The sequence below is a fragment of the Amycolatopsis ponsaeliensis genome (genome assembly GCF_030182635.1).
GTDB classification, from domain to species: Bacteria; Actinomycetota; Actinomycetes; order Mycobacteriales; family Pseudonocardiaceae; genus Amycolatopsis; species Amycolatopsis ponsaeliensis.
The window spans coordinates 1-25,496 of record NZ_JAPZLD010000007.1 but is presented as its reverse complement, the minus strand read 5'-3'; the positions used below and the strand labels follow the sequence as shown (position 1 = coordinate 25,496).

Sequence of the window (25,496 nt, the reverse complement as noted above, 5' to 3'; positions counted from 1 at the left end):
AGGCGTTTACCAGGGTTTCGCCCGGCGTTAGCCTCGGGCCCGGCACAGGTTCTCGAAGTCCCGCACATACTGACCCGGCTCTCCACCACGACACCCCCGGAGTCCTCATGACGGACGTCAACCGACGGCGTTTCCTGCAGCTGGCCGGCGGCACCGCCGCCCTTTCCGCGCTCTCCACCAGCATCGCCCGCGCCGCCGAAATCCCCGCTCACCGGCGCACGGGGTCCTTGAAGGACATCGAGCACATCGTGGTCCTCATGCAGGAGAACCGGTCGTTCGACCACTACTTCGGCACGCTCCGCGGCGTTCGGGGCTTCGGCGACCCGCGCCCGGCGACGCTGGCCTCCGGCAAGTCCGTCTGGGCGCAGTCCGACGGCAAGCGCGACATCCTGCCCTTCCGTCCCGAAGCGGACAACCTGGGCCTGCAGTTCATCCAGGACCTGCCGCACGGCTGGAACGACACGCACGCGGCGTGGAACGGCGGCAAGTACGACAAGTGGGTGCCCGCGAAGGGCTCGACCACGATGGCGTACCTGACCCGCGAGGACATCCCGTTCCACTACGCGCTGGCCGACGCGTTCACGATCTGCGACGCCTACCACTGCTCGTTCATGGGCTCGACCGACCCGAACCGCTACTACATGTGGACCGGGTACACGGGCAACGACGGCACCGGCGGCGGGCCGGTCCTCGGCAACGACGAGAAGGGCTACTCCTGGACGACCTACCCGGAGCGGCTGGAGCGGGCCGGGGTGTCCTGGAAGATCTACCAGGACGTCGGGGACGGCCTCGACGCCGCCGGCGGCTGGGGCTGGATCGACGACGCCTACCGCGGCAACTACGGCGACAACTCGTTGCTGTACTTCAACTCCTACCGCAACGCGAAGCCGGGTGACGCGCTGTACGAGAAGGCGCGCACCGGTACGAACGCGAAGGCCGGTGACGGCTACTTCGACCGGCTGCGCGCCGACGTCAAGGCCGGGAAGCTGCCGCAGGTCTCGTGGATCACGGCGCCCGAGGCGTTCTGCGAGCACCCGAACTGGCCGGTGAACTACGGCGCCTGGTACATCGCGCAGGTGCTCGACGCGCTGACGGCGAACCCGGACGTGTGGAGCAAGACCGCGCTGCTCATCACCTACGACGAGAACGACGGCTTCTTCGACCACGTCGTCCCGCCGTACGCCGCGGCCGGACAGTCCACTGTGGACACGACCGGCGAGATCTTCGCGGGGTCGCCGTCGAACCCGGCCGGCCCGTACGGGCTCGGCCAGCGCGTGCCGATGCTCGTGGTGTCGCCGTGGAGCAAGGGCGGCTACGTGTGCTCGGAGACGTTCGACCACACGTCGATCATCCGGTTCATCGAACGCCGCTTCGGGGTGCGGGAACCGAACATCACGGCGTGGCGGCGCTCGGTGTGCGGCGACCTGACGTCGGCGTTCGACTTCGCCCGCACCGACGTCCGGGTGCCCGCGCTGCCGGACACGGCGGGCTACGAGCCGCCGGACCGCGTGCGGCACCCGGACTACGTGCCCGCGGTCCCGGCGCACAACGTGCTCCCGAAGCAGGAACGCGGGCTGCGGCCGGCGAGGGCGCTGCCGTACGACCTGGCGGCCGACGCCCGGCTGGCCGGCGGAACCCTGACGGTCACGTTCGCCAACCACGGCCGCGCGGGCGCGACGTTCTACGTCGTGACGCCGTCCGGCGAGCCGCGGACCTACACGGCCGGGGCCGGGGCCGCATTGCCGGCGGCGTTGCCTGCCTCCGGGGCTTACGACTACACGGTTTACGGGCCCAACGGGTTCGTGCGGCAGTTCCGCGGCGGTGCCGCCGGGCCGGAGGTGAGCGTCCGCCAGGAAGGCGGGGAGCTCGCGCTGGTCCTGACCAACAGCGGCACCACGACGGTGCGGCTGACGGTGTCGGACGCGTACGGCCGCTGCTCGTCGACGCACCAGCTGCGCCCGGGCGCGCGGGTCGTCGAGCACGTGGATACCAGGCACAGCAACAACTGGTACGACGTGTCGGTGTCGTCGGACCGCGACCCGAAGTTCCTGCGCCGCCTGGCAGGGCACGGGGAGACCGGCCGCCCGAGCACGAGCGACCCGGCGACGCTCACGAAGTGACGTCCGCGCCACCGCGGCGCCAGTCCGACGGGCTGGCGCCGCGGTGGCGTTTGAAGGCCACGCTGAAGGCGAACGGGTCTTCGTAGCCGACCGCCTTGGCCACCGCGGCGACGGTGTCTTCGGTGGTGCGCAACAGATCCGCGGCGAGCGTCATCCGCCAGCCGGTGAGGTAGGTCAGCGGCGGCTCGCCGACGAGGCGGGCGAAGCGCGCGGCGAACGCGGCCCGGGACAGCCCGGCCCGGGCGGCCAACGCCGCGACGGTCCACCGGTGGGCAGGCTCGGCGTGCAGCAGGCGCAGGGCTTCCCCGACGCCGGCGTCGCCCAGCGCCCGGTACCAGGCCGGCGGCGTTTCCGTCGCGGCGCACCAGGCCCGCAGAGCGAGGACGAGCACGAGGTCCAGCAGGCGGCGCAAGACCGCGTCCTGGCCCGGTTCGTCGCGGGCGACCTCGGCGGCGAGCAGGTCGAGGGCCGCCCGCGTCCGCGGCCCGGCGGGCACGACGGCCAGCGGCGGGAGCATCGCCAGCAGCCGCTCGGCGACGACGCCGTGGAGTTCGTAGGCGCCGCGCAGCATCGTCGTGGCGCCGGGCGTTCCGTCGCCGTACGTGCGGGGAGCCCGGGGGTTCGGGTCGCCCGTGCCGGTGATCGGGTACTTCTTCGCGCCGCGGATCACGACCTGCGGTGCGGTGCCCGGGTCGTCGGCGATCGTGTAGCTCTTCGTGGAGACCAGAGCGATGTCGCCGGCGGCCAGGCGAACCGGCGGCCCGGTGCCGAGGCTGACGAAGGCGTGCCCGCCGAGCGTCGCGACCAGGGTGAGGGGCGGGGCGTCCGCGAAGGTCATCGACCACGGCGGCCGCTGGATCAGCTGCCGGACCAGCGCGTCCGTGGCGTGGGCCCGGTGCAGCAGGTCGCTGAGCACGTCCATTCCCCGACCCTAGACGATCACAAAGGAACCATCGACTTTCTCCCATGGATCGTCTCGCGCATCCGCGGTTGCCTTGACGGCATGACCACCCTCATCCTCGGCGGCACCGGCAAGACCGGCCGCCGCGTCGCACAGCACGTCGACCAGGCCCGGATCGCTTCGCGCGGCACCGGTTTCGACCTCGGCGACCCCTCAAGCTGGGCACTGGACGGCGTCACGGCCGTCTACCTCGTGGAACCCGACCTGCAGGCCGAGCCGCGCCTGCCGCGGTTCGTCGCCGAAGCGGTCGCGGCGGGCGCGCGACGGCTGGTGCTGCTGTCCGCGCCGCGCGCGGGCGAGGAGGGCCATCCGCTGTACTCCGCCGAGCGGGCCGTCCGCGAGTCCGGCGTCGGCTGGACCATCCTGCACCCGAACTGGTTCGCGCAGAACTTCAGCGAAGGCCCGTGGGCGCAGGGGATCCGCGACGGCGTCCTGACCCTGCCGACCGGGGAGGGACGCGTGCCCTTCATCGACGCCGAGGACATCGCCGAGGTCGCCGCGGCGGCGCTGACCGGCGACCGCCACGACGGCGAGGTCTACGAGCTGACCGGGCCGCGGGCCGTGAGCTTCGGGGAGGCGGTCGCCCTGATCGCCCGGGCCGCCGGGCGGGAGATCGAGCACGAGGACGTCGACCCCGAGGCGTTCGTCGAGCGGCAGACCGCTTACGGCGTCCCGCTTCCCGTGGCCCGGCTGCTCACGGGCTTGCTGACGGACCTGCGCGACGGCCGGGGCGCCGACCTCGGGGACGGCGTCGAGCGAGCCCTCGGCCGGCCGCCGCGCTCGTTCGAGGACTTCGTCGCCGGGACCACCTGGACCTGACCGCCCCGCGCCGGTGCGGTCAGGCGAGCCGCTTGATCGTCAGCCGCACCGAGCCGCGGTTGCCCGAATACCCGAGCCAGCTGTCGTTGGCGAACGCGTAGAAGTACCCCGGCTTCCGGTTGACCCACTTCTCCAGCCGGCCGCCGATCGGGAACGCCTCGTACGGCTGCTGCACGTCGTGGGCGTCGAGGTTCGGGGCCGCCACCGCGCCGGTCAGCGCCATCCACTTCGCGGCTTCGCAGCGGCGGCCGCCGAACGGACGGGCGTGGGCGTCGTTGAGCCGGGCGAGCTGGGCCTGGAGCCAGGCCGACGTCGTGGCCAGCGCGTGCAGCACGTCCTGGAAGTCCAGCCGGGCGTGGGCCTCGGTGCCGTCGGGGTGGTGCGCGATCTTCCCGTTCAGCCAGGTGCCCTCGGCGGCGAACTCGTACTCGCCGGGGTCGAGGTAGATCCCGGTCCAGTTCCACGGCTTCCCGGCGTAGACGTCGACCGTGGCCGACTTGCCGGCTTCGAGGCGGCGCCCTTCGCGGTAGGGGCCCGTGGTGATCGGCGGCGTCGCCTGCCGGTCCACCGCGGACGGCGCGACGCCGGCGGAACCGGCGGCGATGAACGGGAAGGCGCGCGGTGCCGGGCACAAGACCGTGTACACGCTGTGGAGCGAGTTGTGCAGCACGCCCTGGGCGTCCGGGGTGATCTGCTTGTACATCCCGTCGTCGAAGACGAGGTCCGGCACGACCGCGCGGCACTCGTCGATCATCCACTGCAGGGCGGCGTCGGACAGGCCGCTGCTGTCGTGGCCGCCGCCGACATCGCAGTGGTCGCCGGGGAACCAGACCTGCGCGGCCGTGCGGCCGCCGTCGACCTCCTGCAGGTTCGACCACAGGGTCGGCATGAACGGGCCGCGCATCTCGTCGATGGCGAGGGCCTGGCGGGCGTGTTTGACGTGGTCGCCCAGCTTCGTGTCGTGGAAGCGGGGGAGGTGCCCGACGTGGTCTTCGACGAGCTTCAGCGGGCCGAGCCAGTCCGGGATGCCCAGCGAGCCGACGGTGTCCCAGACGCCGAGGAACTCGATCGGGACCGGGTCGGCCGCCTCGCCGGCCCCGGCCCGGTAGCCGGTGGTGAAGAGCCGGTCGACCTCGGCCCAGAACTCGGTGGACCCGGCGGTCTTGAGGTCCGCGGGCAGGCCGCACCGGCGGATCATGCCGCAGAGGCTGCGCACGGTGAACGCCCCGCGGCTGAACCCGAAGAGGTGGATCGCGTCGCCGGGGGAGTAGGTGCGCGCGAGCCAGCCGTAGGCGCTCTTGATGTTCTCCGAGAGCCCCTTGCCGACGAGCCCGCCTTCGAGGTGGTCGAGCAGCCCCGGCCCGGTGCCGACACCCGGGTGGTAGTACCGCGGCTGGCTGTCGAGGTTCGCCACGGCGTGGTGGATCCGCGCGACGTTGGTCGGCGTGGGCCGGCCCTGTTGCTCCTGGTCGGGCGTGTTCCAGGTGCCGTCGCAGCAGACCACCAGGTGCCGCCGGGTGGCTTTCGGCTCGGTCATCCGTTCCCCCTGTCGCTCCCCTCGGATGCTATTAGGAGGCACTGGGCGGCCGGGGAGATACCGTCGGATCCGTGACCGTGGACTTGATCGACTACGTACGGGCGCAGCGTGCGGGCGTCGTCTCGACACTCGGGCCGGGCGGGCAGCCGCAGGCCGCTTACCTCACCTTCGCCGTCACCGACCGCGGCGAGCTGGTGTTCGACGCCAAGCCGGACTCGCGCAAGGTCGCGAACCTGCGCCGCGACGGCCGGGTGGCGGTGGTCATCGGCGGTCCGGACGGCACGACCCTGCAGGGTGAAGGCACGGCCGGCTTCCCGGCCGGCGCGGACCTCGACCGCTGCACGGCCGCCTACGTGGCGGCGTTCCCGGAGTTCGCGGGCTCCTTCGACGCGGGCGCCGTCGTCGTCCTGCGGGTCGAGCTCGCGTGGGCCCGGTTCGGCGACTTCCGCGGGGCCACGCCGGAATTCCACGAGGTGCCGCTCCCGGGGTAGCGCCCGCTGGGCCATCCCGGGCTTGCCCGGTCGATCGCCGTTATGCTCCGGGACCGTGCCGGAAACGCGTCTCGACCTCGACCGGATCCGGGCCGCCCGCCGGGTGATCGACCCGGTCTTCCTCGACAGCCCGCTCTACCGCTGCGAGCCCCTGGAACGCGAGCTCGGCTGCCGGGTGAGCGTCAAGCTCGAGACCGCGAACCCAGTCCGCAGCTTCAAGGGCCGCGGCACCGAACTCGTCGTGGACGGCCTCGCCGGGCGTGACGAGCGGGCCGCCGTGTGTGCCAGCGCGGGCAACCTCGGCCAGGCCCTCGCGTTGTCTGGGCGGAGCCGGGGGATCGACGTCACCGTCGTGGCGTCGAGGTTCGCGCCGGCGGCGAAGCTCGAGCGCATCCGCGCGCTCGGTGCCGGCCTGGAACTGGTGGACGGCGACTTCGAACTGGCCCGCTCCCGCGCGGTGGCGCTCGCCCGGGAGCGGGGCGTGCGCCTGGTCGAGGACAGCCTGGACGTCGAGACCTGCGAAGGCGCGGCGACGATCGGCCTGGAACTGGCGGACGCCGGGCCGTTCGACGCGGTCCTCGTCGCCCTCGGCGGCGGCGCGATGGCCACCGGGGTCGGTCACGTCCTGAAGACCCGCGCCCCGGACACGGAAGTGATCGCCGTCCAGCCGGCGGGCGCACCGGCGATGACGCTGTCCTGGCGCGCGCAGCACGTCGTCACGACGGACTCGGCCGACACGATCGCCGACGGCGTGGCCGGCCGGTTCCCGATCCCGGAGGTCCTCGACGACCTGCTCGCCGTGGCCGACGACGCCGTCCTGGTGCGGGAGCCGTCGATCATCGCGGGGATGCGGCTGTTCCTGGAGCACGCGGGCCTGGTGGTGGAGCCGTCGGCGGCGCTCGGCCTCGCGGCGATCCTCGAAGACCGTGACCGCTTCGCCGGGCGCCACGTGGTGACCATCGTCTGCGGCGGCAACGTCGACCTGCCCGCGTACCGGCGGTGGCTAGGCCTTTGAGCCGGCCAGCAGGCCCTTCTCGCGCATGGCGGCCCGGAACACCTCGGTCCGCGGGGCGTCCAGGGCGTCCGCCGGGAACGCGACCTTGCCCTCGGCCTCGATCTTCAGCACCCAGAACCCCCGGACCAGCGCGACGCTCTTGAAGGTGGCCCACTCCCGGGTCATCGTCCGTCCGGGCGATTCGGCCGCGTACTCGGCGTTGGTCAGGACGATCCGGCTGGTCGCGGGCTCGGCGAACGGCCGCAGCAGCCGGGCGATCCGCCGCGCCTGGAAGACCGGCCAGCCCAGGCCCAGCAGCAGGACCACGCAGCCGACGCCGAGCCCGACCGGGTCCGGCGGCGAACTCCGCAGTGCTTCGGCCAGCGCGAGGACGCCGAGCACCACGTAGATCACGGCCGGCAGCCACCGGGCCACCGGGGCGCTCGGGTGGCACGCGCGGTACGACCGCTTCGCCATTTCGGGCGTGAAGACGAACGAAAACGAGATGTCCACGGACGGTTCCCCCAGGGTGGTGATCAGGCACGGTGATTCTGGCACGGCGCCCGACGTGTCATCATGGCCGTGGCCCGATCGGCAAACCGAACGGAGACGGGGCTCGATGGACGCTTTACCGAACGGCGGGACACCCGTGGCCGAGCCGTCGATCCGCGACATGCTCGCCGTCAACCTGCGGGCCGCGCGGGCGGCGCGGGGCCTGTCGCTGTCCGAGCTCTCGCGGCGGTCCGGGATCGGCAAGGCGACCCTTTCGCAGCTGGAAGCCGGCACCGGCAACCCGACGATCGAGACCGTCTTCAGCCTGTCCCGCGCGCTGGAAGTGGCCATCTCCGACCTGCTCGACCACCGGCCCCGCGGCGGGCTGACCGTCGTGCGCGCGGCCGACGTCGAGGTGCTCCGCGGCGAGGGCATCGACCTGCGGCCGCTGCGCCGGATCGAGGCCGAGAACAGCGTTTTCGAGGTTTACGACCAGGTTGTGCGCGGCGATGCGCCGCAGCGGTCGCAGGGGCACGTCGGGGTCGAGCACACCGTCGTCCAGACCGGTGGGCTGCGCGTCGAGGTCGGTGGGCGGACGGTCGACCTCGGGCCTGGGGACTACGTCGCCTTCGACGCCGGCGAGCCGCACAGCTACACCGCGCTCGAAGCCCCGGTGCACTCGGTGCTGCTGCTCCAGTACCGGGCGGGCGAACGCCTCGACGGACGACCCCACCCCGTCTTGCAGGATTGACACCCGCGCCCCGCGAGACTTAACCTCCGATCGTTCGCTTTACCGAACACCGGAGGGTCGATGAACCGAACGCGGGCGGTGGTGATCGGGGCCGGCGTCGTCGGGGCGGCGTGCGCCCGGGAGCTGAGCCTCGCCGGGTTCGACGTCCTGGTCGTCGACCGCGGCCGGCCCGCGGGCGGCACGACTTCCCACGGCGAAGGCAACCTCCTCGTGTCGGACAAGGGCCCGGGCGCCGAACTCCGGCTCGCGCAGCTTTCGGCCCGGCTGTGGCCGGAGATCGCGGCCGAACTCGGCGACGCTTGCGAGTTCGACCCCAAGGGCGGCATCGTCGTGGCGACCACCGAAGCCGGCGCCAGTGCGCTCACGGCGTTCGCCGCCGAGCAGGCCGAAGCCGGGGTGCTCACCGAATCACTGTCCACAGTGGACCTCGCGGCGGCCGAACCCGCGTTGACCCGCGAGGTGACCGCCGCGGTCCGCTACCCGGAAGACGCGCAGGTCCAGCCGGCCGGCGCGACACTGGCCCTGCTCGGCTCGGCCCTCGCGCACGGCGCCCGCCTGCGGACTGACACGGAGGTGATCGGCGCCGTCGTCCGCGGCGGCCGGATCACCGGGGTCCGCGTGCCCGGCGAGGTCCTCGACGCCGACGTCGTCGTGAACGCGGCGGGCCCGTGGGCGGGGGAGGTTTCGGCGCGCCTGGGCGCCCCGATCGCGGTCCGGCCCCGGCGCGGCGAGGTGCTGGTGACCACGCCGATGCCCGGGGTGGTGCGGCACAAGGTGTACGACGCGGACTACGTCGGAGCGGTCGGCTCCGGCGACGGCGAGCTGCAGACGTCGGCGGTGGTCGAGTCGACGCGCGGCGGCACGATCCTGATCGGCTCGTCCCGCCGCCGGGTGGGCTTCGACGAGGCGATCATCCCGGGCGTTTTGAGCGCTATTGCGGCCAAGGCGCTGCGGCTGTTCCCGTCCCTGGCCGACGCCGCGGTGATGCGCGCGTACGGCGGGTTCCGGCCCTATGTGGACGATCACCTCCCGGTCCTCGGCGAGGATCCTCGGGTCGGAAACCTTTGGCACGCAACGGGACACGAAGGGGCGGGCATCGGCCTGAGCGTCGGTACGGCGAGGCTGTTGCGTGAGCTGCTGACGGGGGTTTCGCTGTCGATGCCGGTGGAGGAGTTCACGGTGGACCGTCCGGCGGTGGTCGCATGATCGAGATCACCGTCGATGGTGAGGCCCTTTCGGGAATCGAGGGGCAGACCGTTGCTGGGGTGCTGCTGGCCGCCGGGCGGATATCGTGGCGCACTACGCGCTCAGGGGAGCCTCGAGGTGTTTTCTGCGGGATCGGCGCGTGCTTCGACTGCGTGGTGACGGTGAATGGAGTGCCGGACGTTCGGGCTTGCCGCCGCCGTGCTGTCGACGGGGATGAGATCCGGACGCAGTCTCGTCAGGAGGGGGTATGAGGAGGGTGGTCGTGGTCGGCGCCGGGCCCGCGGGGCTCGCGGCCGCGGAAGCCGCGCTGCGGGCCGGGGCGCTGGTGACGGTTCTGGATCAGTCGGACGCTCCGGGTGGGCAGTACCACCGGACGTTGTACGGCGTGGGGCAGACCGGGTTCGAGGGACTGCTGGCACGGTGCGAGTGGTGGCCGGAGAGCACGGTGTGGGCCCTCGAGGCTACTGCGGCTGGCGATGCCGGGGTGGATGATTCCGCGGCTGCCACCTTTGCGATCGGCGATCCCGCAGTTGGCGATGCCGTGGCGGGCGATCGTGGGACTGCCCATGCCGTCGGCGATGCTGTGGCGGGTGACCCCGCGGCTGCCGCCCGTGCGGCCGGCGATCCCGGGGCGGCCGCGGAGCCCGGAGCCGCCAGGCGAGGAGCGAAGCTGCGGCTCCACGTCCTGCGCGGCCCGGCAGACGGCTCCGGCCGAACCCGCCACACCCTCGAACCCGACGCCCTGATCCTCGCCACCGGCGCGCACGATCGCACCCTGCCCTTCCCCGGCTGGCAGCTGCCCGGCGTCTTCACCGCGGGCGCCGCGCAGGCGCTCGCCAAGGGCGAACGGGTCGCCGTCGGAAAGCGCGTTCTCGTTGCCGGGGCCGGGCCCTTCCTGCTGCCCGTTGCCGCGTCGCTGCTGGGCATCGGGGTCGAAGTCGCCGCTGTCCTGGAGACCAACCCTGCCACGACCATCCTCAAAGGATGGCGCTTCCCCACCCGCAAAGCCGGCGAACTCACCCGCTACGCCGCCACCCTCGCCCGGCACCGCGTCCCCTACCTCCTGGGCCGCGCCGTCGTCGAAGCCCGCGGGGACGATCGGGTCCGCGAAGCCGTCACCGCCCGGGTTCGCGCGGACTGGTCCGTCGTGCCCGGCACCGAACGCACCTACGACGTCGATGCCGTCTGCGCCGGGCACGGCTTCACGCCGCAACCCGAACTCGCCGTCGCCGCCGGGTGTGCGCTCGACGGTGGGTTCGTCCGAACCGACGACCACCAACGCACCAGCGTCGCGCATGTCTTCGCCGCCGGGGAGATCACCGGGATCGGCGGTGCGGACGCCGCACGAGCCGAGGGCGCCGTCGCGGGATGCGTCGCCGCCGGGGGTACGCCGAGCCGGGCGCTGCTGCGCGAGCGTGACCGCACCAGGAAATTCGCGCAGCGGCTGAAGACCGCTCACCCCATCGGCGCCGCCTGGCCCGGCTGGCTGCGTGACGACACGATCGTCTGCCGCTGCGAGGAAACCTCGTACGGGGAACTGAAAAGCGCCGCCGACGACCCGGTCATGCCGGGCCCGCACGCCCTCAAGCTCGGCACCCGCGCCGGCCTCGGCCCGTGCCAAGGCCGGATGTGCGGGCCCACCGTCGCCGACCTGTGCGGCGGCGCCGAACGCCACCACCGTCCGATCGCCCAGCCGATCCGCCTGGGCGAACTCGCCGACCCGAAGGAGACCCCAGCATGAGCACCCGCGACCTCGGCGGCGTGGTCGTCGCCGCCGCGCTGCCGTACAAAACCGACGACAGCGCGCCCGCCGGGCTGGCCGTCGACTACGACGCCTACGCCGAACACTGCCGCTGGCTCGTCGAGAACGGCTGCCGCGGCGTCGGCCCGAACGGCTCCCTCGGCGAGTACTCCTCGCTCACCGACGACGAACGCCGCCGCGTCGCCCGCACCGCCATCGAAGCTGTCGGAGAAGACGGGATCGTCGTCGTCGGCGTCCACGGACCCGGTGCGCACCAAGCCAAGCAGTGGGCGGAGGCGGCGGCCGAAGACGGCGCGCACGGCGTGCTCTGCCTCCCGCCGACGCTCTACCGCGCCAACCGCGGCGAGGTGCTCGCCCACTTCGAAGCGGTCGCGTCGGTCGGCCTCCCGGTGATGGTCTACAACAACCCCTTCGACACCAAGGTCGACCTCACCCCCGACCTGCTGGCCGAGATCGCGCAGATCGACAACATCGTGGCCGTCAAGGAGTTCTCCGGCGACGTCCGGCGCGTGCTGGAGATCCGCGAACGCGCCCCGGAGCTGGCCGTGATCAGCGGCGCCGACGACGTCGTCCTGGAAAGCCTGCTGATGGGCGCGACCGGCTGGTTCGCCGGCTTCCCGAACGTCTTCCCGGCCGAGTCGGCGCGCCTGTTCGAACTGGCCACGGCGGGCAAGCTCGACGAGGCCCGCGCCCTGTACGAGCCGCTGGTGGCCGCGTTCCGCTGGGATTCGCGCACCGAGTTCGTCCAGGCCATCAAGCTCGGCATGGACATGGTGGGCCGCTACGGCGGGCCGTGCCGCCCGCCGCGGGGACCGCTGTCCGACGGCCAGCGCGAGCAAGTTCGCGCCGACATGGGCCGTGCGCTGGCCGCGCTGGGGGTGGCGTAGGTGCGGTCCTCGCGCGCGATCACGGCGGTCGACTCGCACACCGAGGGCATGCCCACGCGGGTGGTGACCGGCGGCGTCGGCCCGATCCCCGGCGCCACGATGGCCGAACGCCGCCGGTACTTCATGGAACACCTCGACCACATCCGGCAGTTCCTCATGCACGAGCCGCGCGGGCACTCGGCGATGAGCGGCGCTATCCTGCAGCCGCCCAGCCGCGACGACGCCGACTGGGGTGTCGTGTACATCGAGGTGTCCGGCTGCCTGCCGATGTGCGGCCACGGCACCATCGGCGTCGCGACGGTGCTGGTCGAGACCGGCATGGTCGAGGTGACCGAACCGACGACCGTCGTGCGCCTGGACACCCCGGCTGGGCTCGTGCACGCGGAAGTGACCGTCCGCGACGGCCGCGCCGAACGGGTCAAGCTCCGCAACGTCGCGTCGTTCCTCGCCGAGCGCGACGCCGTCGTGGACGTGCCCGGCCTCGGCGAGGTGCGCTACGACCTGGCCTACGGCGGGAACTTCTACGCCATCCTCGAACTGTCCCAAGTGGACATCCCGTTCGAACGGTCCGAAAAGGACCGCATCCTGGGCGCCGGCCTGTCGATCATGGGCGCGATCAACGAGCAGCGCCCGCCGAAACACCCGGCCGACCCGCTGATCGGCGGATGCAAGCACGTCCAGTTCCTCGCCCCGGGCTCGGACGCGCGGGCGTCGCGGAACGCGATGGCGATCCACCCGGGCTGGTTCGACCGGTCGCCGTGCGGCACCGGCACGTCCGCCCGGATGGCCCAGCTGCACGGCCGCGGCGAGCTGCCGCTGCACACGCCGTTCGAGAACAGTTCCTTCATCGGCACGACGTTCACCGGCGAGCTGGTGGGGGAGACCGAGGTGGGAGGGGTGCCGGCGGTGATCCCCGAGTTCTCGGGCCGGGCGTGGATCACCGGCACGGCCACCTACCTCCTCGACCCGGACGACCCCTTCCCGGCCGGGTTCGTGCTCTAGGACGTGATGCTGGCGACCGCGTCGACACCGTAGTTGTTCGCGTACCCGTTCTCGACGCCGACCAGGATCTCGGCGACCTCGAACCAGCGGTCCCAGAAGGGAGTTTCGCGGAGGGCGTCGACCAGGTGCTGGTACGCCGCGTGGTCGACGGCCTCCCACACCCACACGTCGGTCACGCGCGCCGAGTAGAACTCGGTGTCGTAGAAGCGCGATCGGACGCCTTTCGCCTTCTCCTCGATCGCCGGGACGACCTCGGTGCGGAACGCTTCGATCCGCTGCTCGACGGTCAAGGCCAGCCACTCGGGCGTCGTCTTCACCAGCATGAAGGCGGTTACGGCCGGGGTCACGCGTAGGCCCCCGCTTCGATGTCCTCGACCAGCGTCGGCCCGGAGGGCGTCCAGCCGAGCAGTTCGCGGGTGTGGGAGTTGGACGCGGACATGTCCAGGCCGAAGAACCGGCCGATGAACCCGAAGTGCTCGACGGCGTTCTCGGGTGCGACCGACACCACCGGCAGGTCGAGCGTGCGCCCGATCGCCTCGGCGATCTCCCGCGTCGTCACGGCTTCTTCGGCGACGGCGTGCAGCCGCGACCCCGCCGGTGCTCCTTCCAGGCCCAGCCGGACGACCTGAGCCGCGGCCGGGCGGTGCACCGCGGACCAGGCGGCGTCGCCGTCGCCGATGTACCCGGACACGCCGTGCTTGCGGGCCGCCGCCGTGACGGACGCCAGGAACCCGTGGTCGCCGGCGCCGTGGACCGACGGCGCGAAGCGGACGCTGACCACCCGGACTCCCTTGTCGACGTACTCGAGGGCGAGGTTCTCCCCGCCGCCGCGCATCGAGTCCGGGCCGACCGCCGGGGACACGTCGGTTTCGACCGCGGGCCGGCCCTGGACCAGGCCCGCGAGGGCGCCGGCGAGCACGAACGGCCGGTCGGTGCCGGCGAGCGCGCCCGCCATCGCCTCGATGGCGGCCCGCTCGGTCCGGTTGTTCTCCGCCGGGTTGCCCCAGTCGTGCTTGTTGCCCAGGTGGACGACAGCGTGGGCGTCGATCGCGCCGTCGCGGAGGCCGTCGAGGTCGTCGAGGTCGCCGCGCCGGACCCGGGCGCCCGCCTTGGCGAGCTTGAGGGCCGCGGCGTCCGAGCGGGCGAGGCCGGTGACCTCGTGCCCGGCGCCGAGCAGTTCGCCGACGACGGCCGTGCCGATCCACCCGGTCGCTCCGGTGACGAACACGTGCATGGTGTTGCTCCTTCTTCGGGATACTCGTTACGAGTACGAAGCTAGGAGCCGCGGTACTGTTCGTGCCACGCAACTTCGGCAATCCACAGTTGCGTCAAGCGCAAGTCGTGGTCGTCCCGGTGCCGGTTCCGGTGCCCTGGTAGCCGAACTCCACCGACTGGCCGGGGGACAGGGCGCCGTTGAAGCCGACGTTCGTGAACCGGACCGTGCCGGTGTCGCCGCTGCGCCCGGCGTTCCACGCGGAGGTGATCGTGGCGCCCGCGGGCAGGGCCGCGGTGACCGTCCAGCCGGTGATCGCGGTGGTTCCGGCGGTGACGCGGACCGTCGTGACGAACCCGCCCGTCCACTGGTTCACCGACACCGAAGCCGTGCAGCTGCCGGCCGGCGTGGTCGGGGTTGTGGGAGTGGTCGGCGTCGTCGGAGTGGTGGGGGTCGTGCTGCCGGGGCCGTCGGTGAGGACCGGCGTCGACCAATCGCGCCACTCGGCCAGGTTCCCGGCCTTCTTGCCCGAGATCCGGAAGGTGCCGGCCGCGCTGCCCGTCTTCAGCAGGAACTTCTGGATGTTCTGCTGCAGCGGCGTCCGCCACTCGGGCCGCGAGGCGCAGTGCGTGCCGTCCTGGACGTCGGACCAGTAGCTGATGTTCTCACCCGCGCCCAGCGCCTTGTAGACCTCCGCGCCGGCCAATGCCGCGACGCTGCCGGAGCGCGCGCCGAGCCAGTCGATGTGCGGGTTCTCCATGATGAACAGCCCGCGCGGCGCGACCATGCCGATCATCTCGTGCGTGTCCACCGGCAGCGCGGCCGGATTGCCGGTGTACGCGCTGAAGGCGTCACCGAACCACGGCTGCTCCCCGTAAGCGTTGCTCAGCGGCTGGGAACCGCTTTCGCCGGGGATGCCGCGAAGGATCGGCGCGCCGGCCGTGCCGGACTCGATCGGCATGGTGAGGGCGATGCGCTGGTCGAACGCACCGATCGCGAAAGCACTCTTCCCGTACCGCGAACACCCGGTGACGCCGAGCGCGTCCGCCTTCAGGACTCCGCCGCCGGACTGCTCGACGACGTCGATGATCCGGCTCACGCCCCAGGCCCAGGCGGCGAGCAGCCCGGTGCTGCTCGACGAGCCGTAAATGCTGTAGAACGCGCCCTGCTTGTTGGTCCGGGGCGTGCCTTCCTTGCCGACGGCCAGCGGATCGTAGGTGATGACGGCGGCGCCGGACGCTTTGATGGTGGCGGTGTCCGCCCCGAATCCGCCCACCACGACCACGGCCGGGAACGGACCGGTACCACTGGGCAGCTGGACACCCGCGGAGAAATTGGCGCTCCGGCCGTTTTCGCTCACGTTCACGCTGATGCTCGTGGTCGAGACCGTGCCGGTGACACTGGCCGGCTTCGCGTGCTTCTCGCCGTAGACCGTCCGCTCGGCGAGCTTCTTGATCTCCTCCCGCCGGCACCGCCAGTCGGACTTGGCGGTGATCCGGGTGCCGTCGATCTTCTTGAAGGGATCGGGAAGTTTCGCGGTGCTGGGCCACGACGCCGGCACGGAGACGGGACAGTCGGCGCCGTCGTCCTCGACCGCCGCGGCGGCGCCCGAGGCCATGGTCACCACCCCGGCGAGGCCGATGGCGGTGGCCGCCAGGAGGACGAGGGCAGGACGGAGCCTCGAACCACGCACCGGGATTCTCCCTTCCGGGGAAACGGAATGAAGAAAACGTTAGGACCATTCCGTTTCCGCCGTCAAGAAGGGAAGGACTTCCGAAACTTTCGTATTCAGCCCGATTGCGAAACTTTCGCGTGCTCGGCGTCGACCCGGGTGGTCACGCCCGTTGCGACGATCGTCCTCGTCGCCTCCACCGACGCGTACGTCCACAGGATGCGCATCGGCTCGGTCGTCGACGCGTTGCGGAACCGGTGCGGCGTGCCCGCGTCCACGTACGTCGTGTCGAACCGCTCCAGGTGGTGCTCGACGCCGTCGATCTCCACGATCGCCGAGCCTTCGAGGATCACCACGCTCTCCGGGCAGTTGTGCGTGTGCAGCGGGATGCCCGCGCCGCCCTCGAAGTGCGTGGTGCCGTTGAGGAACGCCCGCGCGCCGATCGCGCGGGTCACCAGCGGCACGGTGCTCGCGCCGCCGCCGCGGTTGTGCGCCGGCAGGTCCGCCGGGCGCAGCACCGACGGCGCGAACGACGTCGACCCCGGGCCGCGCCACACGGTCTTCGTGTTGGTGAACTCGCGGATCCCTTCGGCGCCCAGCTCCCGGCCGTACCCGGACTTCTTGATGCCACCGAACGGCAGCCGCGGGTCGGACGCGACCATCCCGTTGACGAACACCGCGCCCGCCTCGAACCGGCGCACCAGCGCGGTGGCCCGGGCGAGGTCGCGCGTCCACAACGCCGCGCCGAGACCGAACTCCGTGCGGTTGGCCATCGCGATCGCCGCGTCCGCATCGGCCACGCGCGTGATCGCGGCGACCGGACCGAACGTCTCCTCGTCGAACGCCGCCATGCCCGGCGTCACGTGGTCGAGCACGGTCGGCGGGTAGAAGTACCCGGGCCCGTCGGCCGGTTTCCCGCCCAGCAGCAGGGAAGCACCCGCGTCGACGCTCCGGCCGACCTGGTCGTGCAGCGTCGCGCGCAGGTTCTCCCGCGCCAGCGGGCCGACCTCCAGGGCGGCGGCCGCCGCGGTGAACTCCCGGACGAACTCGTCGGCCACGGCTTCTTCGACGATGAACCGCTTGGCGTTCACGCAGCTCTGGCCACCGTTGACGAACCGGGCCTTCACGGCGGTGGCCGCGGCGGCGGGCACGTCCGCGTCGGCCAGCACGACGAACGGGTCCGACCCGCCCAGCTCCAGGACCTGCTTCTTCAACGCCGCCCCGGCCTGTGCGGCGATGATCGCGCCGACCTCCGTCGACCCGGTGAAGGTGACCGCCGCGATCCGGTCGTCCGCGATGAGCCCGGCGACCGCGCCGGATTCCACGAGCAGCACCTGGACCAGCCCTTCGGGCGTTTCCGCGTCCCGCACGACGTCGGCGATGGCCAGCGCGCACTGCGGCACGTTGCCGGCGTGCTTGAGGACGATCCCGTTGCCCGCGGCGAGCGCGGGCGCCGCGAAGCGGAAGAACTGCCAGAACGGGTAGTTCCACGGCATCACGGCCAGCACCACGCCGAGCGGGTCGTGCACGACCACGCTGTCGGGCGGGATCGGCCGGTCGGCGAGATAGGTGGCCGCTTGCCCGGCATAGTGCTCGCACGTCACCGCGCACTTCTCGATCTCGGCTTCGGCCTCGCCGAGCGGCTTGCCCATCTCCGCGGTGATCAGCCGGGCGTACTTTTCCTTGCCGGCCCGGAGAACGCGGGCCAGCTCCCGAAGCAGCCCCACCCGCTCGGTGACGTCGAGGGTGCGCCAGTGCGCCTGGGCGCCGGCGGCCGCGTCGAGCGCGACTTCGACGTCCACAGTGGACTGCGGGGTGAACCGGGCCAGCTCGGTGCCGGTGGCCGGGTCGACGGAGAGGATCATCGGACTCCAGTCTTAGTGAGGGCGTTCGCGACGGCCTCGGCGAATTCGGCCGTGCCGAGGGAGCCGCCGAGGTCGCGGGTGCGGGTGGCGGGGTCGTCGAGCACGGTGTCGACGGCCGCGGTGACCAAGGCGGCGGCCTTGACCAGGCCGGGGTCGTCGTCGCGGCGGCCGCGCCAGTCGAGCAGCATCGCCGCGGAGAGGATGAGCGACGTCGGGTTCGCGACGCCGAGCCCGGCGATGTCCGGCGCGGACCCGTGCTGGGCCTGCCCGACGCACAGGTCGTGCCCCGCGTTGATCGACCCGCCGAGGCCGAGACCGCCGGAGAGTTCGGACGCCTCGTCCGACAGGATGTCGCCGAACATGTTGGTGGTCACCAGGACGTCGAAGCGGTCCGGGGTGCGGATGAGCAGCGCGGCCGTCGCGTCGACGATCAGCTCCTCGAGTTCGACGTCCGGGTACCGCGAAGCGACCTTCCGGACCTCGCGCAGGAACAGCCCGTCGGACAGCTTGAGCACGTTGGCCTTGTGCACCGCGGTCACCTTGCGGCGGCGGCCGCGCGCCAGGTCGAACGCGGCCACGGCGACCCGCTCGGCGGCCTTCGCGCTCACCTTGCGGACCGAGAGCGCGAGATCGGGGTCGGGCATGAACTCGCCGGTGCCCGCGTGCATGTTGCGGTCGGAGTAGAAGCCTTCGGTGTTCTCGCGCACGATCACGAGGTCCATCGGGGCGCGCAGCACGCTCAGCTCCGGCCGCGAGCGGCACGGCCGGACGTTGGCGAACAGCTCGAACACCGTCCGCAGTTCGGCCGAGGGGTTGATGCCGCCTTCGGCACGCGACGGGTACTCGTAGTGCGACACCGGGCCGAGCAGGACGCCGTCCACCTGCGGGATCCGGGTCATCACCTCGGCGGGCAAGGTGGTTCCCTCGGTGGCCAGCGACGCCAGCCCGATGGCGCGGGTCTCGAACTCCAAGCCGAGCCCCAGGAGCCGGTCGGCCGCGGCGAGGACGTCGAGGGTGGCGGTGGTGATTTCGGGGCCGATGCCGTCGCCCGGCAGGACCAGGATCTTCATGGGTGACGTCCTTCGGTTGCGGGGAGCAGCGCGGCGAGGTGCGGCCGCAGCCGCTCGGCGATCAGGCGGTAGCCCTCGGCGGCCGGGTGGAGGCCGTCGGCGAGGAGCCCGGCGTCGGCGGGGCCGAGGATCGACGGGCCGTCGACGACGGGCAGGCCGTGGGCGGCGTTCGCGACCTCGGCCCGCACGTCGGCGAGGGTGAGCCCGAGCGCGTTGGGCTGCCGCTCGCGTTCGGGGGCGTGCAGGGGAGTGGTGAGCAGGATCGGCGTGTCCGGGTGGCCGTCGCGGATCGTGCGGACGAACCCTTCGAGCGCGGGCCCGAGCGAGCGCGCGGAAAACGTTGCGGCGCCGTGGATGTTGACGCCGACGCACAGGCTGATCACGTCCGCTTCGGTGTCGCGGATGTACCGGGCCACCACGGGATCGAGGTGGCATTCGCCCGCGAACCCCAGGCAGCGCAAGGACCAGCCCAGTTCGGTCGCCACCAGGGCCGGCCAGGTCTCGGACGGCCCGGCGGCCAGCCGGCACTGCGTGATCGAGCTGCCGTAGGCGATCCAGCGCGGGCCTTCGGGTACCGGCGTCATCTCGCCGCTCAGGCTGAGTTCCCCGAGGCTGACGGGAGCCGACTGCGGCAGCCAGATCCGCACGCGCTTGCGCCCGGCCGGAAGCCCGCCGACGTGGACCGTGGGCGAGCGGCTGACCAGCTTGCCGTCGACGACGACGTCGATGTCGGCGGTGGTCCGCACGTCCCAGCCGAATCCGCGCGCCACGGTGTCGAACTCGAGCCGGACCCCGGCGGGCATCCGCGCGACGTCGTCGAGCCGCGGGTGCAGCGATCCGGCGGGCAGCCGGCGGGGGACGAACCGGCCGTCCTCCTCGACGAGTTCCGCGTGGCCCCGGAGGAAGTCCTTCACGAGCCGAGCTCCTCGGCGAGCTGCCCGACGGCGTGCCGCAGGTCCTCCTCGTCGATCACCAGCGGCGGCGCGAGGCGGATCGTCGAGCCGTGGGCGTCCTTCGCCAGCACACCGCGGCGGAGCAGCCCTTCGCAGACGTCGCGGCCGCTGCGGCCGAGGACGTCGACACCGGCCCAGAGGCCGAGCGTGCGCACCTCCCGGACATTCGGCAGTCCGGCGAGAAGCCCGGCGAAGACGTCGCCCAGCTCGGCGGCCCGGCGCTGCGGTTCCCCGGTCGCGAGCTTGCGGACGACGGCGGTGCCGATGGCGCAGGCCAGGGGGTTGCCGCCGAAGGTGCTGCCGTGCTGGCCCGGCCGCAGGACGCCGAGGACGTCCCGGTGGGACACCACCGCCGACAGCGGGACCAGGCCGCCGCCGAGCGCCTTGCCGAGCAGGTAGACGTCCGGCACGACACCGTAGTGTTCGCAGGCGAAGGTGCGCCCGGTGCGGCCGAGCCCGGACTGGATCTCGTCGGCGATCATCAGGACGTTGTTCGCGGTGCAGGTCTCGCGGACGGCGGCGAGGTAGCCGGCCGGGGGCAGGAGCACGCCCGCTTCCCCTTGCACCGGCTCGATCAGCACCGCGACGGTGTCCTCGGTGACGGCCGCGCGCAGTGCCTCGGCGTCGCCGAACGGGACGGTGTCGAATCCCGGCGTGAACGGGCCGAAGTCCGCGGTCGCGACCGGGTCGTCGGAGAAGCTGACGATGGTCGTGGTGCGGCCGTGGAAGTTGCCGCCCGCCACGACGATCCGCGCGCGTCCGGCGGGCACGCCTTTGACCGTGTAGCCCCATTTCCGGGCCACCTTGATCGCCGTCTCGACCGCTTCGGCGCCGGTGTTCATCGGCAGGACCATCTCCATGCCGGCCAGCGCGGCCAGCTCTTCGCCGAAGGTGCCGAGCCGGTCGTGGTGGAACGCGCGGCTGGTCAGCGTGAGCCGGTCCAGCTGCTCGTGGGCCACGGACAGGAGTTCCTTGTCGCCGTGGCCGAAGTTCAGGGCGCTGTACCCGGCGAGGAGGTCGAGGTAGCGCCGGCCCTCCACGTCGGTGACCCAGGCGCCGCGTCCTTCGGTCAGCACGACGGGCAGCGGGTGGTAGTTGCGGGCGGTACCGGCCTCGACGCGGCTGATTTCTTCGGTCGTCGCGCTCACGGGCTCTCTTTCCTGGGACGGCGGGGGGTTCGGGTCTGGCTGAGCTCGGATCGCAAGCCGGTCAGCAGCTCGGCGCGTTCGGTGGCGCGGGACTCGTCCGTCGCGCGCACCGCCAGCACGAGGGCGTCGGTGAGCACCTGGGACGGCAGGGCTTCGCCGGTGGCTCCGGTGTCGCTGTCCACGGCGAACAGCGAGACGTGCACGCGGTCGGCGTACACGGGGACGAGCGAGTCGGAGATCAGCACGGCCCGCGCGCCGACGGCGGCGGCGTGGTCGAGCACGATCTCCAGCTCGGCGAGCAGCCGGCTGGGGGAGTACAGGACGATCACGTCGCCGCGGCCGAGTTCGAGGAGGTCGTCGGCCAGGCGGAAGCCGGTGGCGCCGCTGACCCGGGCGCGCCGGCCGATGCGACGCAGCCGCAGGGCCAGGTAGGCGGCGACCGATTCGGACGGCCCGATCCCGAAGGCGAGCACTTCGCGGGCGCCGGCCAGGGTCTCGACCGCGGTGTCGAACGCGGGCTCGGTGGTGAGCCGCCAGGTGTCCGCCAGCCGCTGCGCCGCCTCGGTGAACACGCGCTCGAGCAGGGCGGCGGTGGCCGAGACCCGCTCGTCCGGCCGCCCGGGTGGGGGCGCCGGGCTCGTGGCCTGCACCACCTGCCGGGTGAGGCTGTGCCGCAGTTCCAGCAGGCCCGCGTACCCCAGCGAACGCGCCGTCCGGACGACGGTCGCGTCGCTCGTGCCGGCGGCCGCCGCGATCTGCTCGGCGGTGGCGAAGATGGCTTCGCGGCTGTGGGTGCGCAGGTACTCCGCGACCTTCCGCTCGGCCTTCGACATCATCGCCAGCCGGCCGGTGATCCGGTCCTGCAGCGACAGCTCTGTAGTGTCCATGTCAGTCATTGACTTCCCTGTAGGAATGACTACATAGTAACGCATCAATCATTCGGTGCAAGGTCTGTAATGGCCACTACATCCGCTCGGAGGAACTGCCCGTGCCGACCGTCCCCCTGCTGGAGCTCAGCGGCTCGCCCGCCGACCGCGGCCGTCACCACGGTGAGGCGGCGCGGTCGGAGATCGCCCGCTCGCTCGACCACTACCGGCGCTCGTTCGCCCTCAAGCCCGGCTTGGCCTGGGCCGACGTGGTCTCGCGGGTGGGGCCGTGGCGGAAGCTCGTCGCCGCCCACGCCCCGGACCTCCTCGAGGAGATGGACGGCATCGCGGCGGGCGCCGGCGTGCACCCGGACGAGGTGCTCGCGCTCAACGCCCGCGGCGAGATCGCGCGCAACCACGCCAGCGGCTTCACGGAGATGGACGGCTGCTCGTCGTTCGCGCTGCTGCCCGAGGCGACCGCCGACGGCCACGTCTACTGTGGACAGAACTGGGACTGGCGGGCGGAGACCGAGGCCACGACGGTGCTGGTCCGGATCGTGCAGCCGCCCAAGCCGACGGTGATCATGCAGGTGGAGGCGGGGCAGGTCGGCCGCCACGGCGTCAACTCGGCGGGCCTCGCGCTCAACGCCAACGGCCTGGACGGCGCGTTCGGCACCCCGCCCGGCTTGCCGCAACCGTTGCTGCGCCGCCTGATCCTCGACAGCCCGACACTGCGCGACGCCTTGCGCGTGCCGTTCACTGTCCCGCAGCACATCGCCACGAACCTGCTCTTCACCCACCGCGACGGGTTCGCCGTCGACCTGGAGACCACCCCGCTCGACCACCGCTGGGGCTACGCGTCGGGCGGCGTTCTGGTGCACGGCAACCACTACCAGTACGGCATCCCGCCGGCGCTGGACGGGCGGTACCGGCCGGGCGCGGTCGACTCGCTGTACCGGGTGCCGGTCATCGAACGCGGGCTCGCGCGGGCGGCGGACGCCACGGACTCGGCGGGGGTGCGCAAGGTCGTGCAGGAGACCATGAGCGACCACTTCGGGCACCCGCACGGCGTGTGCGCGCACCCCCGGGCGGGCGACCCGGACGTGCGCCGCTACAAGACGACCATGAGCAGCCTGGTCGACCTCACCGCGGGGGAGTACCGCGTGCTGCGCGGGAACCCGTGCGAGGGCGACTATCAGCTGCTGCCGTGGCACATCGCCGACGGCCCGGGTGGGTCATGAGCCGGTTTCGACGTGGTCGAGGACGCCGAGTGCGTCCGGGACGAGCACGGCGGCGGAGTGGTAGGCGCTGACCAGGTAGGACGTCACGGCGCGGTCGCTGATGCCCATGAACCGGACGTTCAAGCCGGGTTGGTATTCGTCCGGGAGGGATTTGGGGCGGAGGCCGATGACGCCGGCGTCGTCTTCGCCGGTGCGCATGGCGAGGATCGACGTGGTGCCGGTGTCGGTGATCGGGATTTTGTCGCAGGGCAGGATCGGGACGCCACGCCAGGACTGGACGCGTTTGCCGTCGAGGACCGTCGGATCCGGGTAGACGCGGGCTCGCGTGCATTCGCGGCCGAAGGCGGCGATGGCGCGGGGGTGGGCGAGGAAGAATTTGGTTTTGCGGCGTCGGCAGAGCAGGTCGTCGAGGTCGAGGGGGGTGGGTGGGCCGGTGCGGGTGGTGAGGCGGTGTTTGAGGTCGACGTTGTGCAGGAGCCCGAAGTCGGTGTTGTTGACGAGTTCGTGTTCTTGCCGTTCCCGCAGTGCTTCGACGGTGAGCCGGAGTTGTTGTTCCAGCTGGTTCATGGGGTTGTTGTAGAGGTCGGTGACGCGGTTGTGGACGCGGAGCACGGTTTTGTGCGACGGCGAGGTCGTACTCGCGGGGTGAAGGGTCGTAGTCGACGTAGGTGCCGGACAGCATCGGTTCGCCGTCGTGGCCGGCGGAGAGGTCGATGCTGGCTTCGCCCTTGCCGTTCTGGGGTTTTCGCGGTCGCCCGAGGGCTTCGGCGACGTGGGCGCGTAGCGGCTCGGACCGGCCGTTGAGCCGGGCGTAGGCGTCCGCGGGCAGGACGAGGGCGATGACGTGGGTGGCGGCGCGGGCGGTGAACGTCCACGTCGTGTCGTCGCGGGCGAGGAGGTCGGCGCCGAAGTGGTCGCCGTCCGTTGCGGTGCCGAGGTGAACCTCGTCGCCGTACTCGCCGCGCCCGTGGCGGCTGACCTTGCCGTGGGCGATGAGGATCAGCGTGTCGAGGGGCTCGCCGGCGGTGGCGATGACGGCGCCGGGTTCGTACTCGCGTTGTTCGAAGGCTTCGGCGAGGGCGCTCAACGCTTGTTCGTCGTTGAAGCCGCGGAGGAGTTCGAGTTCGGTGAGTTCGGCGGGGACGACGTGGATGCGGGCGCCGGTGTTGTAGAAGCTGACTTTGCCGTCGCCGATGGTGTAGGTGAGGCGGCGGTTGACGCGGTAGCTGCCGGCGGGGACGTCGACCCAGGGGAGCTGGGAGAGCAGCCAGCGGGTGGTGATGCCGCGCATCTGCGGCAGCGTCTTGGTCGTCGTGGACAGCGTCCGTGCCGCTGTGACGCTCAGCGACAGCTGCACGGACGTCGTTTCCTCCGTCACCGTCACGGTGCTCAGCCCTCCCGGCCGAGTTCGGCGCTTTCCAGCACGGCCAACGCGTCCGGCACCAGCACCGCGGCCGAGTAGTACGCCGACACGAGGTAGGACATGATCGCCTGTTCCGACACACCCATGAACCGGACGTTCAGCCCTGGCTGGTACTCATCCGGCAGCCCGGTCTGGTGCAACCCGACCACGCCTTGGGCCTGTTCCCCGGTGCGCATCAGCAGGATCGAGCTGGTCCGGGTCTCCGTCACCGGGATCTTGTTGCACGGCAGGATCGGCACCCCCCGCCACGCCGGAACGTGATGCCCACCCATGTCCACCGCATCCGGGTAGACCCCGGCCTTGGTGCACTCCCGCCCGAACGCCGCGATCGTCTTCGGATGCGCCAGGAACACGCCCGGGTCCTTCCACACCAACGCCAGCAGCTCATCCAGGTCGTCCGGGGTCGGGGGACCGGTGCGGGTGGGGATGCGCTGGGCGAAGTCGGCGTTGTGCAGCAACCCGAAGTCGCTGTTGTTGATCAGTTCGTGTTCCTGGCGTTCCCGCAACGCCTCCACCGTCAGCCGCAGCTGCTGCTCGATCTGGTTCATCGGCTGGTTGTAGAGATCCGCCACCCGCGAATGCACCCGCAACACCGTCTGCGCCACCGACAGCTCGTACTCCCGCGGCTGAGCGTCGTAGTCGACGAACGTACCCGGCAGCATCGGCTCACCGTCGTGGCCGGAGGCGAGGGAGATCTCGGCTTCGCCGTGGTCGTTGCGGGCGGACGCGCCGCCGGCGATGAACGCGTCCAAATGCGCCTGCAGGGTCTCCGACCGCGACAGGACATCCTCGAACACGTCCCGCGGCAGCGAGAGGACGGTGCAGGTGGTGACGGCCTTGGCGGTGAACTCCCAGATCCCGTCATCCCGGATCAACGCCGTCTCGCCGAAGTAGTCCCCGTCGGCCATCGTCCCCAGCACGGTCTGGTCGCCGTAGGCGCCGGTGCCGACCTTGGTGATCTTGCCGTGGGCGATGAGGAACACCTGGTCGGCCCGGGACCCGAACTCGACCAGCGCGTCACCG

23 protein-coding genes and 1 pseudogene are annotated in these 25,496 nt (G+C 72.0%); 11 read left to right on the top strand and 13 right to left on the bottom strand.

Annotated elements, in window-relative coordinates:
- Nucleotides 1–107 precede the first annotated feature (107 nt).
- Nucleotides 108–2,120, top strand: coding sequence for a phosphocholine-specific phospholipase C (locus QQ657_RS12395; RefSeq protein WP_284742234.1), 2,013 nt, complete (start codon nt 108–110; stop codon nt 2,118–2,120).
- Here the strand turns inward: QQ657_RS12395 and QQ657_RS12390 are convergent.
- On the bottom strand, nt 2,110–3,042 hold the full coding sequence (locus QQ657_RS12390) for an AraC family transcriptional regulator (RefSeq protein ID WP_284742233.1): 933 nt from the start codon (nt 3,040–3,042) through the stop codon (nt 2,110–2,112). The two genes, QQ657_RS12395 and QQ657_RS12390, sit on opposite strands and share 11 nt — an antisense overlap.
- Nucleotides 3,043–3,123: 81 nt before the next feature.
- Here QQ657_RS12390 and QQ657_RS12385 point away from each other — a divergent pair, with 81 nt between their 5' ends.
- Nucleotides 3,124–3,900 carry an NmrA family NAD(P)-binding protein gene (locus QQ657_RS12385; protein ID WP_284742232.1) on the top strand — a complete coding sequence of 259 codons (777 nt, stop codon included), beginning with the start codon at nt 3,124–3,126 and terminating at the stop codon, nt 3,898–3,900.
- Nucleotides 3,901–3,919: 19 nt separating this feature from the next.
- On the opposite strand, the gene QQ657_RS12380 is transcribed toward QQ657_RS12385, so the two are convergent.
- Nucleotides 3,920–5,437, bottom strand: a complete 1,518-nt coding sequence (locus QQ657_RS12380; RefSeq protein ID WP_284742231.1) for a T6SS phospholipase effector Tle1-like catalytic domain-containing protein — start codon at nt 5,435–5,437, stop codon at nt 3,920–3,922.
- Nucleotides 5,438–5,508: 71 nt separating this feature from the next.
- Between QQ657_RS12380 and QQ657_RS12375 the strand changes: the two genes are divergently transcribed.
- Nucleotides 5,509–5,928 (top strand): pyridoxamine 5'-phosphate oxidase family protein, encoded by a 420-nt coding sequence (locus tag QQ657_RS12375; RefSeq protein WP_284742230.1) that lies wholly within the window; start codon nt 5,509–5,511, stop codon nt 5,926–5,928.
- 55 nt (nt 5,929–5,983) lie between these two features.
- A complete protein-coding gene (locus tag QQ657_RS12370) occupies nt 5,984–6,943 on the top strand; it encodes a threonine ammonia-lyase (protein ID WP_284742229.1) in 960 nt (319 codons plus the stop codon).
- Here the strand turns inward: QQ657_RS12370 and QQ657_RS12365 are convergent.
- Entirely contained in the window at nt 6,932–7,435 is a 504-nt protein-coding gene (locus tag QQ657_RS12365; RefSeq protein ID WP_284742228.1) for a hypothetical protein, read from the bottom strand. The two genes, QQ657_RS12370 and QQ657_RS12365, sit on opposite strands and share 12 nt — an antisense overlap.
- A 106-nt stretch (nt 7,436–7,541) precedes the next feature.
- Here QQ657_RS12365 and QQ657_RS12360 point away from each other — a divergent pair, with 106 nt between their 5' ends.
- From QQ657_RS12360 to QQ657_RS12335, 6 genes are read left to right on the top strand one after another with little or no spacing between them, the layout of a single operon-like run.
- Nucleotides 7,542–8,165 carry an XRE family transcriptional regulator gene (locus QQ657_RS12360; RefSeq protein WP_284742227.1) on the top strand — a complete coding sequence of 208 codons (624 nt, stop codon included), beginning with the start codon at nt 7,542–7,544 and terminating at the stop codon, nt 8,163–8,165.
- A 60-nt stretch (nt 8,166–8,225) separates the two neighbouring features.
- Nucleotides 8,226–9,371, top strand: coding sequence for an NAD(P)/FAD-dependent oxidoreductase (locus QQ657_RS12355; protein ID WP_284742226.1), 1,146 nt, complete (start codon nt 8,226–8,228; stop codon nt 9,369–9,371).
- The gene (locus tag QQ657_RS12350) at nt 9,368–9,622 is read left to right on the top strand and encodes a (2Fe-2S)-binding protein (RefSeq protein ID WP_284742225.1); all 255 of its coding nucleotides are present in this window, start codon (nt 9,368–9,370) and stop codon (nt 9,620–9,622) included. Before QQ657_RS12355 ends, QQ657_RS12350 begins: the two co-directional genes overlap by 4 nt.
- On the top strand, nt 9,619–11,112 hold the full coding sequence (locus QQ657_RS12345) for an FAD/NAD(P)-dependent oxidoreductase (RefSeq protein ID WP_284742224.1): 1,494 nt from the start codon (nt 9,619–9,621) through the stop codon (nt 11,110–11,112). Before QQ657_RS12350 ends, QQ657_RS12345 begins: the two co-directional genes overlap by 4 nt.
- Nucleotides 11,109–12,020 carry a dihydrodipicolinate synthase family protein gene (locus QQ657_RS12340; protein ID WP_284742223.1) on the top strand — a complete coding sequence of 304 codons (912 nt, stop codon included), beginning with the start codon at nt 11,109–11,111 and terminating at the stop codon, nt 12,018–12,020. The genes QQ657_RS12345 and QQ657_RS12340 overlap by 4 nt, the downstream gene beginning before the upstream one ends.
- Nucleotides 12,021–13,022: a proline racemase family protein gene (locus QQ657_RS12335; RefSeq protein WP_284742222.1), complete on the top strand. Its 1,002-nt coding sequence runs from the start codon at nt 12,021–12,023 to the stop codon at nt 13,020–13,022.
- Here QQ657_RS12335 and QQ657_RS12330 read toward each other — a convergent pair.
- From QQ657_RS12330 to QQ657_RS12295, 8 genes are all read right to left on the bottom strand, one after another.
- The gene (locus QQ657_RS12330; RefSeq protein ID WP_284742221.1) at nt 13,019–13,369 is read right to left on the bottom strand and encodes a darcynin family protein; all 351 of its coding nucleotides are present in this window, start codon (nt 13,367–13,369) and stop codon (nt 13,019–13,021) included. The genes QQ657_RS12335 and QQ657_RS12330 overlap by 4 nt on opposite strands.
- Entirely contained in the window at nt 13,366–14,256 is an 891-nt protein-coding gene (locus QQ657_RS12325) for an NAD-dependent epimerase/dehydratase family protein (protein WP_284742220.1), read from the bottom strand. The genes QQ657_RS12330 and QQ657_RS12325 overlap by 4 nt, the downstream gene beginning before the upstream one ends.
- A 94-nt stretch (nt 14,257–14,350) precedes the next feature.
- Complete coding sequence (locus QQ657_RS12320) at nt 14,351–15,928, bottom strand: glucuronyl esterase domain-containing protein (protein ID WP_350310668.1); 1,578 nt, start codon at nt 15,926–15,928, stop codon at nt 14,351–14,353.
- Between the two features lie 95 nt (nt 15,929–16,023).
- The gene (locus tag QQ657_RS12315) at nt 16,024–17,772 is read right to left on the bottom strand and encodes an aldehyde dehydrogenase family protein (protein WP_284742219.1); all 1,749 of its coding nucleotides are present in this window, start codon (nt 17,770–17,772) and stop codon (nt 16,024–16,026) included.
- Nucleotides 17,769–18,842 carry an isocitrate/isopropylmalate dehydrogenase family protein gene (locus QQ657_RS12310; RefSeq protein ID WP_284742218.1) on the bottom strand — a complete coding sequence of 358 codons (1,074 nt, stop codon included), beginning with the start codon at nt 18,840–18,842 and terminating at the stop codon, nt 17,769–17,771. Before QQ657_RS12310 ends, QQ657_RS12315 begins: the two co-directional genes overlap by 4 nt.
- Entirely contained in the window at nt 18,839–19,756 is a 918-nt protein-coding gene (locus QQ657_RS12305) for a GDSL-type esterase/lipase family protein (protein ID WP_284742217.1), read from the bottom strand. The genes QQ657_RS12310 and QQ657_RS12305 overlap by 4 nt, the downstream gene beginning before the upstream one ends.
- Entirely contained in the window at nt 19,753–20,943 is a 1,191-nt protein-coding gene (gene rocD / locus QQ657_RS12300) for an ornithine--oxo-acid transaminase (RefSeq protein ID WP_284742216.1), read from the bottom strand. Before rocD ends, QQ657_RS12305 begins: the two co-directional genes overlap by 4 nt.
- Complete coding sequence (locus QQ657_RS12295) at nt 20,940–21,830, bottom strand: MurR/RpiR family transcriptional regulator (protein WP_284742215.1); 891 nt, start codon at nt 21,828–21,830, stop codon at nt 20,940–20,942. Before QQ657_RS12295 ends, rocD begins: the two co-directional genes overlap by 4 nt.
- 101 nt (nt 21,831–21,931) lie before the next feature.
- Here QQ657_RS12295 and QQ657_RS12290 point away from each other — a divergent pair, with 101 nt between their 5' ends.
- A complete protein-coding gene (locus QQ657_RS12290; RefSeq protein ID WP_284742214.1) occupies nt 21,932–23,050 on the top strand; it encodes a C45 family autoproteolytic acyltransferase/hydrolase in 1,119 nt (372 codons plus the stop codon).
- On the opposite strand, the pseudogene QQ657_RS12285 reads toward QQ657_RS12290, so the two are convergent.
- Nucleotides 23,045–24,434, bottom strand: a pseudogene (locus tag QQ657_RS12285) (family 2B encapsulin nanocompartment shell protein). The gene QQ657_RS12290 and the pseudogene QQ657_RS12285 overlap by 6 nt on opposite strands.
- 5 nt (nt 24,435–24,439) lie before the next feature.
- On the bottom strand, nt 24,440–25,496 hold a 1,057-nt coding region (locus QQ657_RS12280), incomplete at its 5' end, for a family 2B encapsulin nanocompartment shell protein (RefSeq protein ID WP_284742213.1).

Excerpts from the sequence above, each read along its gene's own strand:
- QQ657_RS12395 (WP_284742234.1), top strand. The coding sequence starts at position 108 with ATGACGGACGTCAACCGACGGCGTTTCCTGCAGCTGGCCGGCGGCACC.
- QQ657_RS12390 (WP_284742233.1), bottom strand. The coding sequence starts at position 3,042 with ATGGACGTGCTCAGCGACCTGCTGCACCGGGCCCACGCCACGGACGCG.
- QQ657_RS12385 (WP_284742232.1), top strand. The coding sequence starts at position 3,124 with ATGACCACCCTCATCCTCGGCGGCACCGGCAAGACCGGCCGCCGCGTC.
- QQ657_RS12380 (WP_284742231.1), bottom strand. The coding sequence starts at position 5,437 with ATGACCGAGCCGAAAGCCACCCGGCGGCACCTGGTGGTCTGCTGCGAC.
- QQ657_RS12360 (WP_284742227.1), top strand. The coding sequence starts at position 7,542 with ATGGACGCTTTACCGAACGGCGGGACACCCGTGGCCGAGCCGTCGATC.
- QQ657_RS12355 (WP_284742226.1), top strand. The coding sequence starts at position 8,226 with ATGAACCGAACGCGGGCGGTGGTGATCGGGGCCGGCGTCGTCGGGGCG.
- QQ657_RS12350 (WP_284742225.1), top strand. The coding sequence starts at position 9,368 with ATGATCGAGATCACCGTCGATGGTGAGGCCCTTTCGGGAATCGAGGGG.
- QQ657_RS12345 (WP_284742224.1), top strand. The coding sequence starts at position 9,619 with ATGAGGAGGGTGGTCGTGGTCGGCGCCGGGCCCGCGGGGCTCGCGGCC.
- QQ657_RS12340 (WP_284742223.1), top strand. The coding sequence starts at position 11,109 with ATGAGCACCCGCGACCTCGGCGGCGTGGTCGTCGCCGCCGCGCTGCCG.
- QQ657_RS12325 (WP_284742220.1), bottom strand. The coding sequence starts at position 14,256 with ATGCACGTGTTCGTCACCGGAGCGACCGGGTGGATCGGCACGGCCGTC.
- QQ657_RS12315 (WP_284742219.1), bottom strand. The coding sequence starts at position 17,772 with ATGATCCTCTCCGTCGACCCGGCCACCGGCACCGAGCTGGCCCGGTTC.
- QQ657_RS12310 (WP_284742218.1), bottom strand. The coding sequence starts at position 18,842 with ATGAAGATCCTGGTCCTGCCGGGCGACGGCATCGGCCCCGAAATCACC.
- QQ657_RS12295 (WP_284742215.1), bottom strand. The coding sequence starts at position 21,830 with ATGGACACTACAGAGCTGTCGCTGCAGGACCGGATCACCGGCCGGCTG.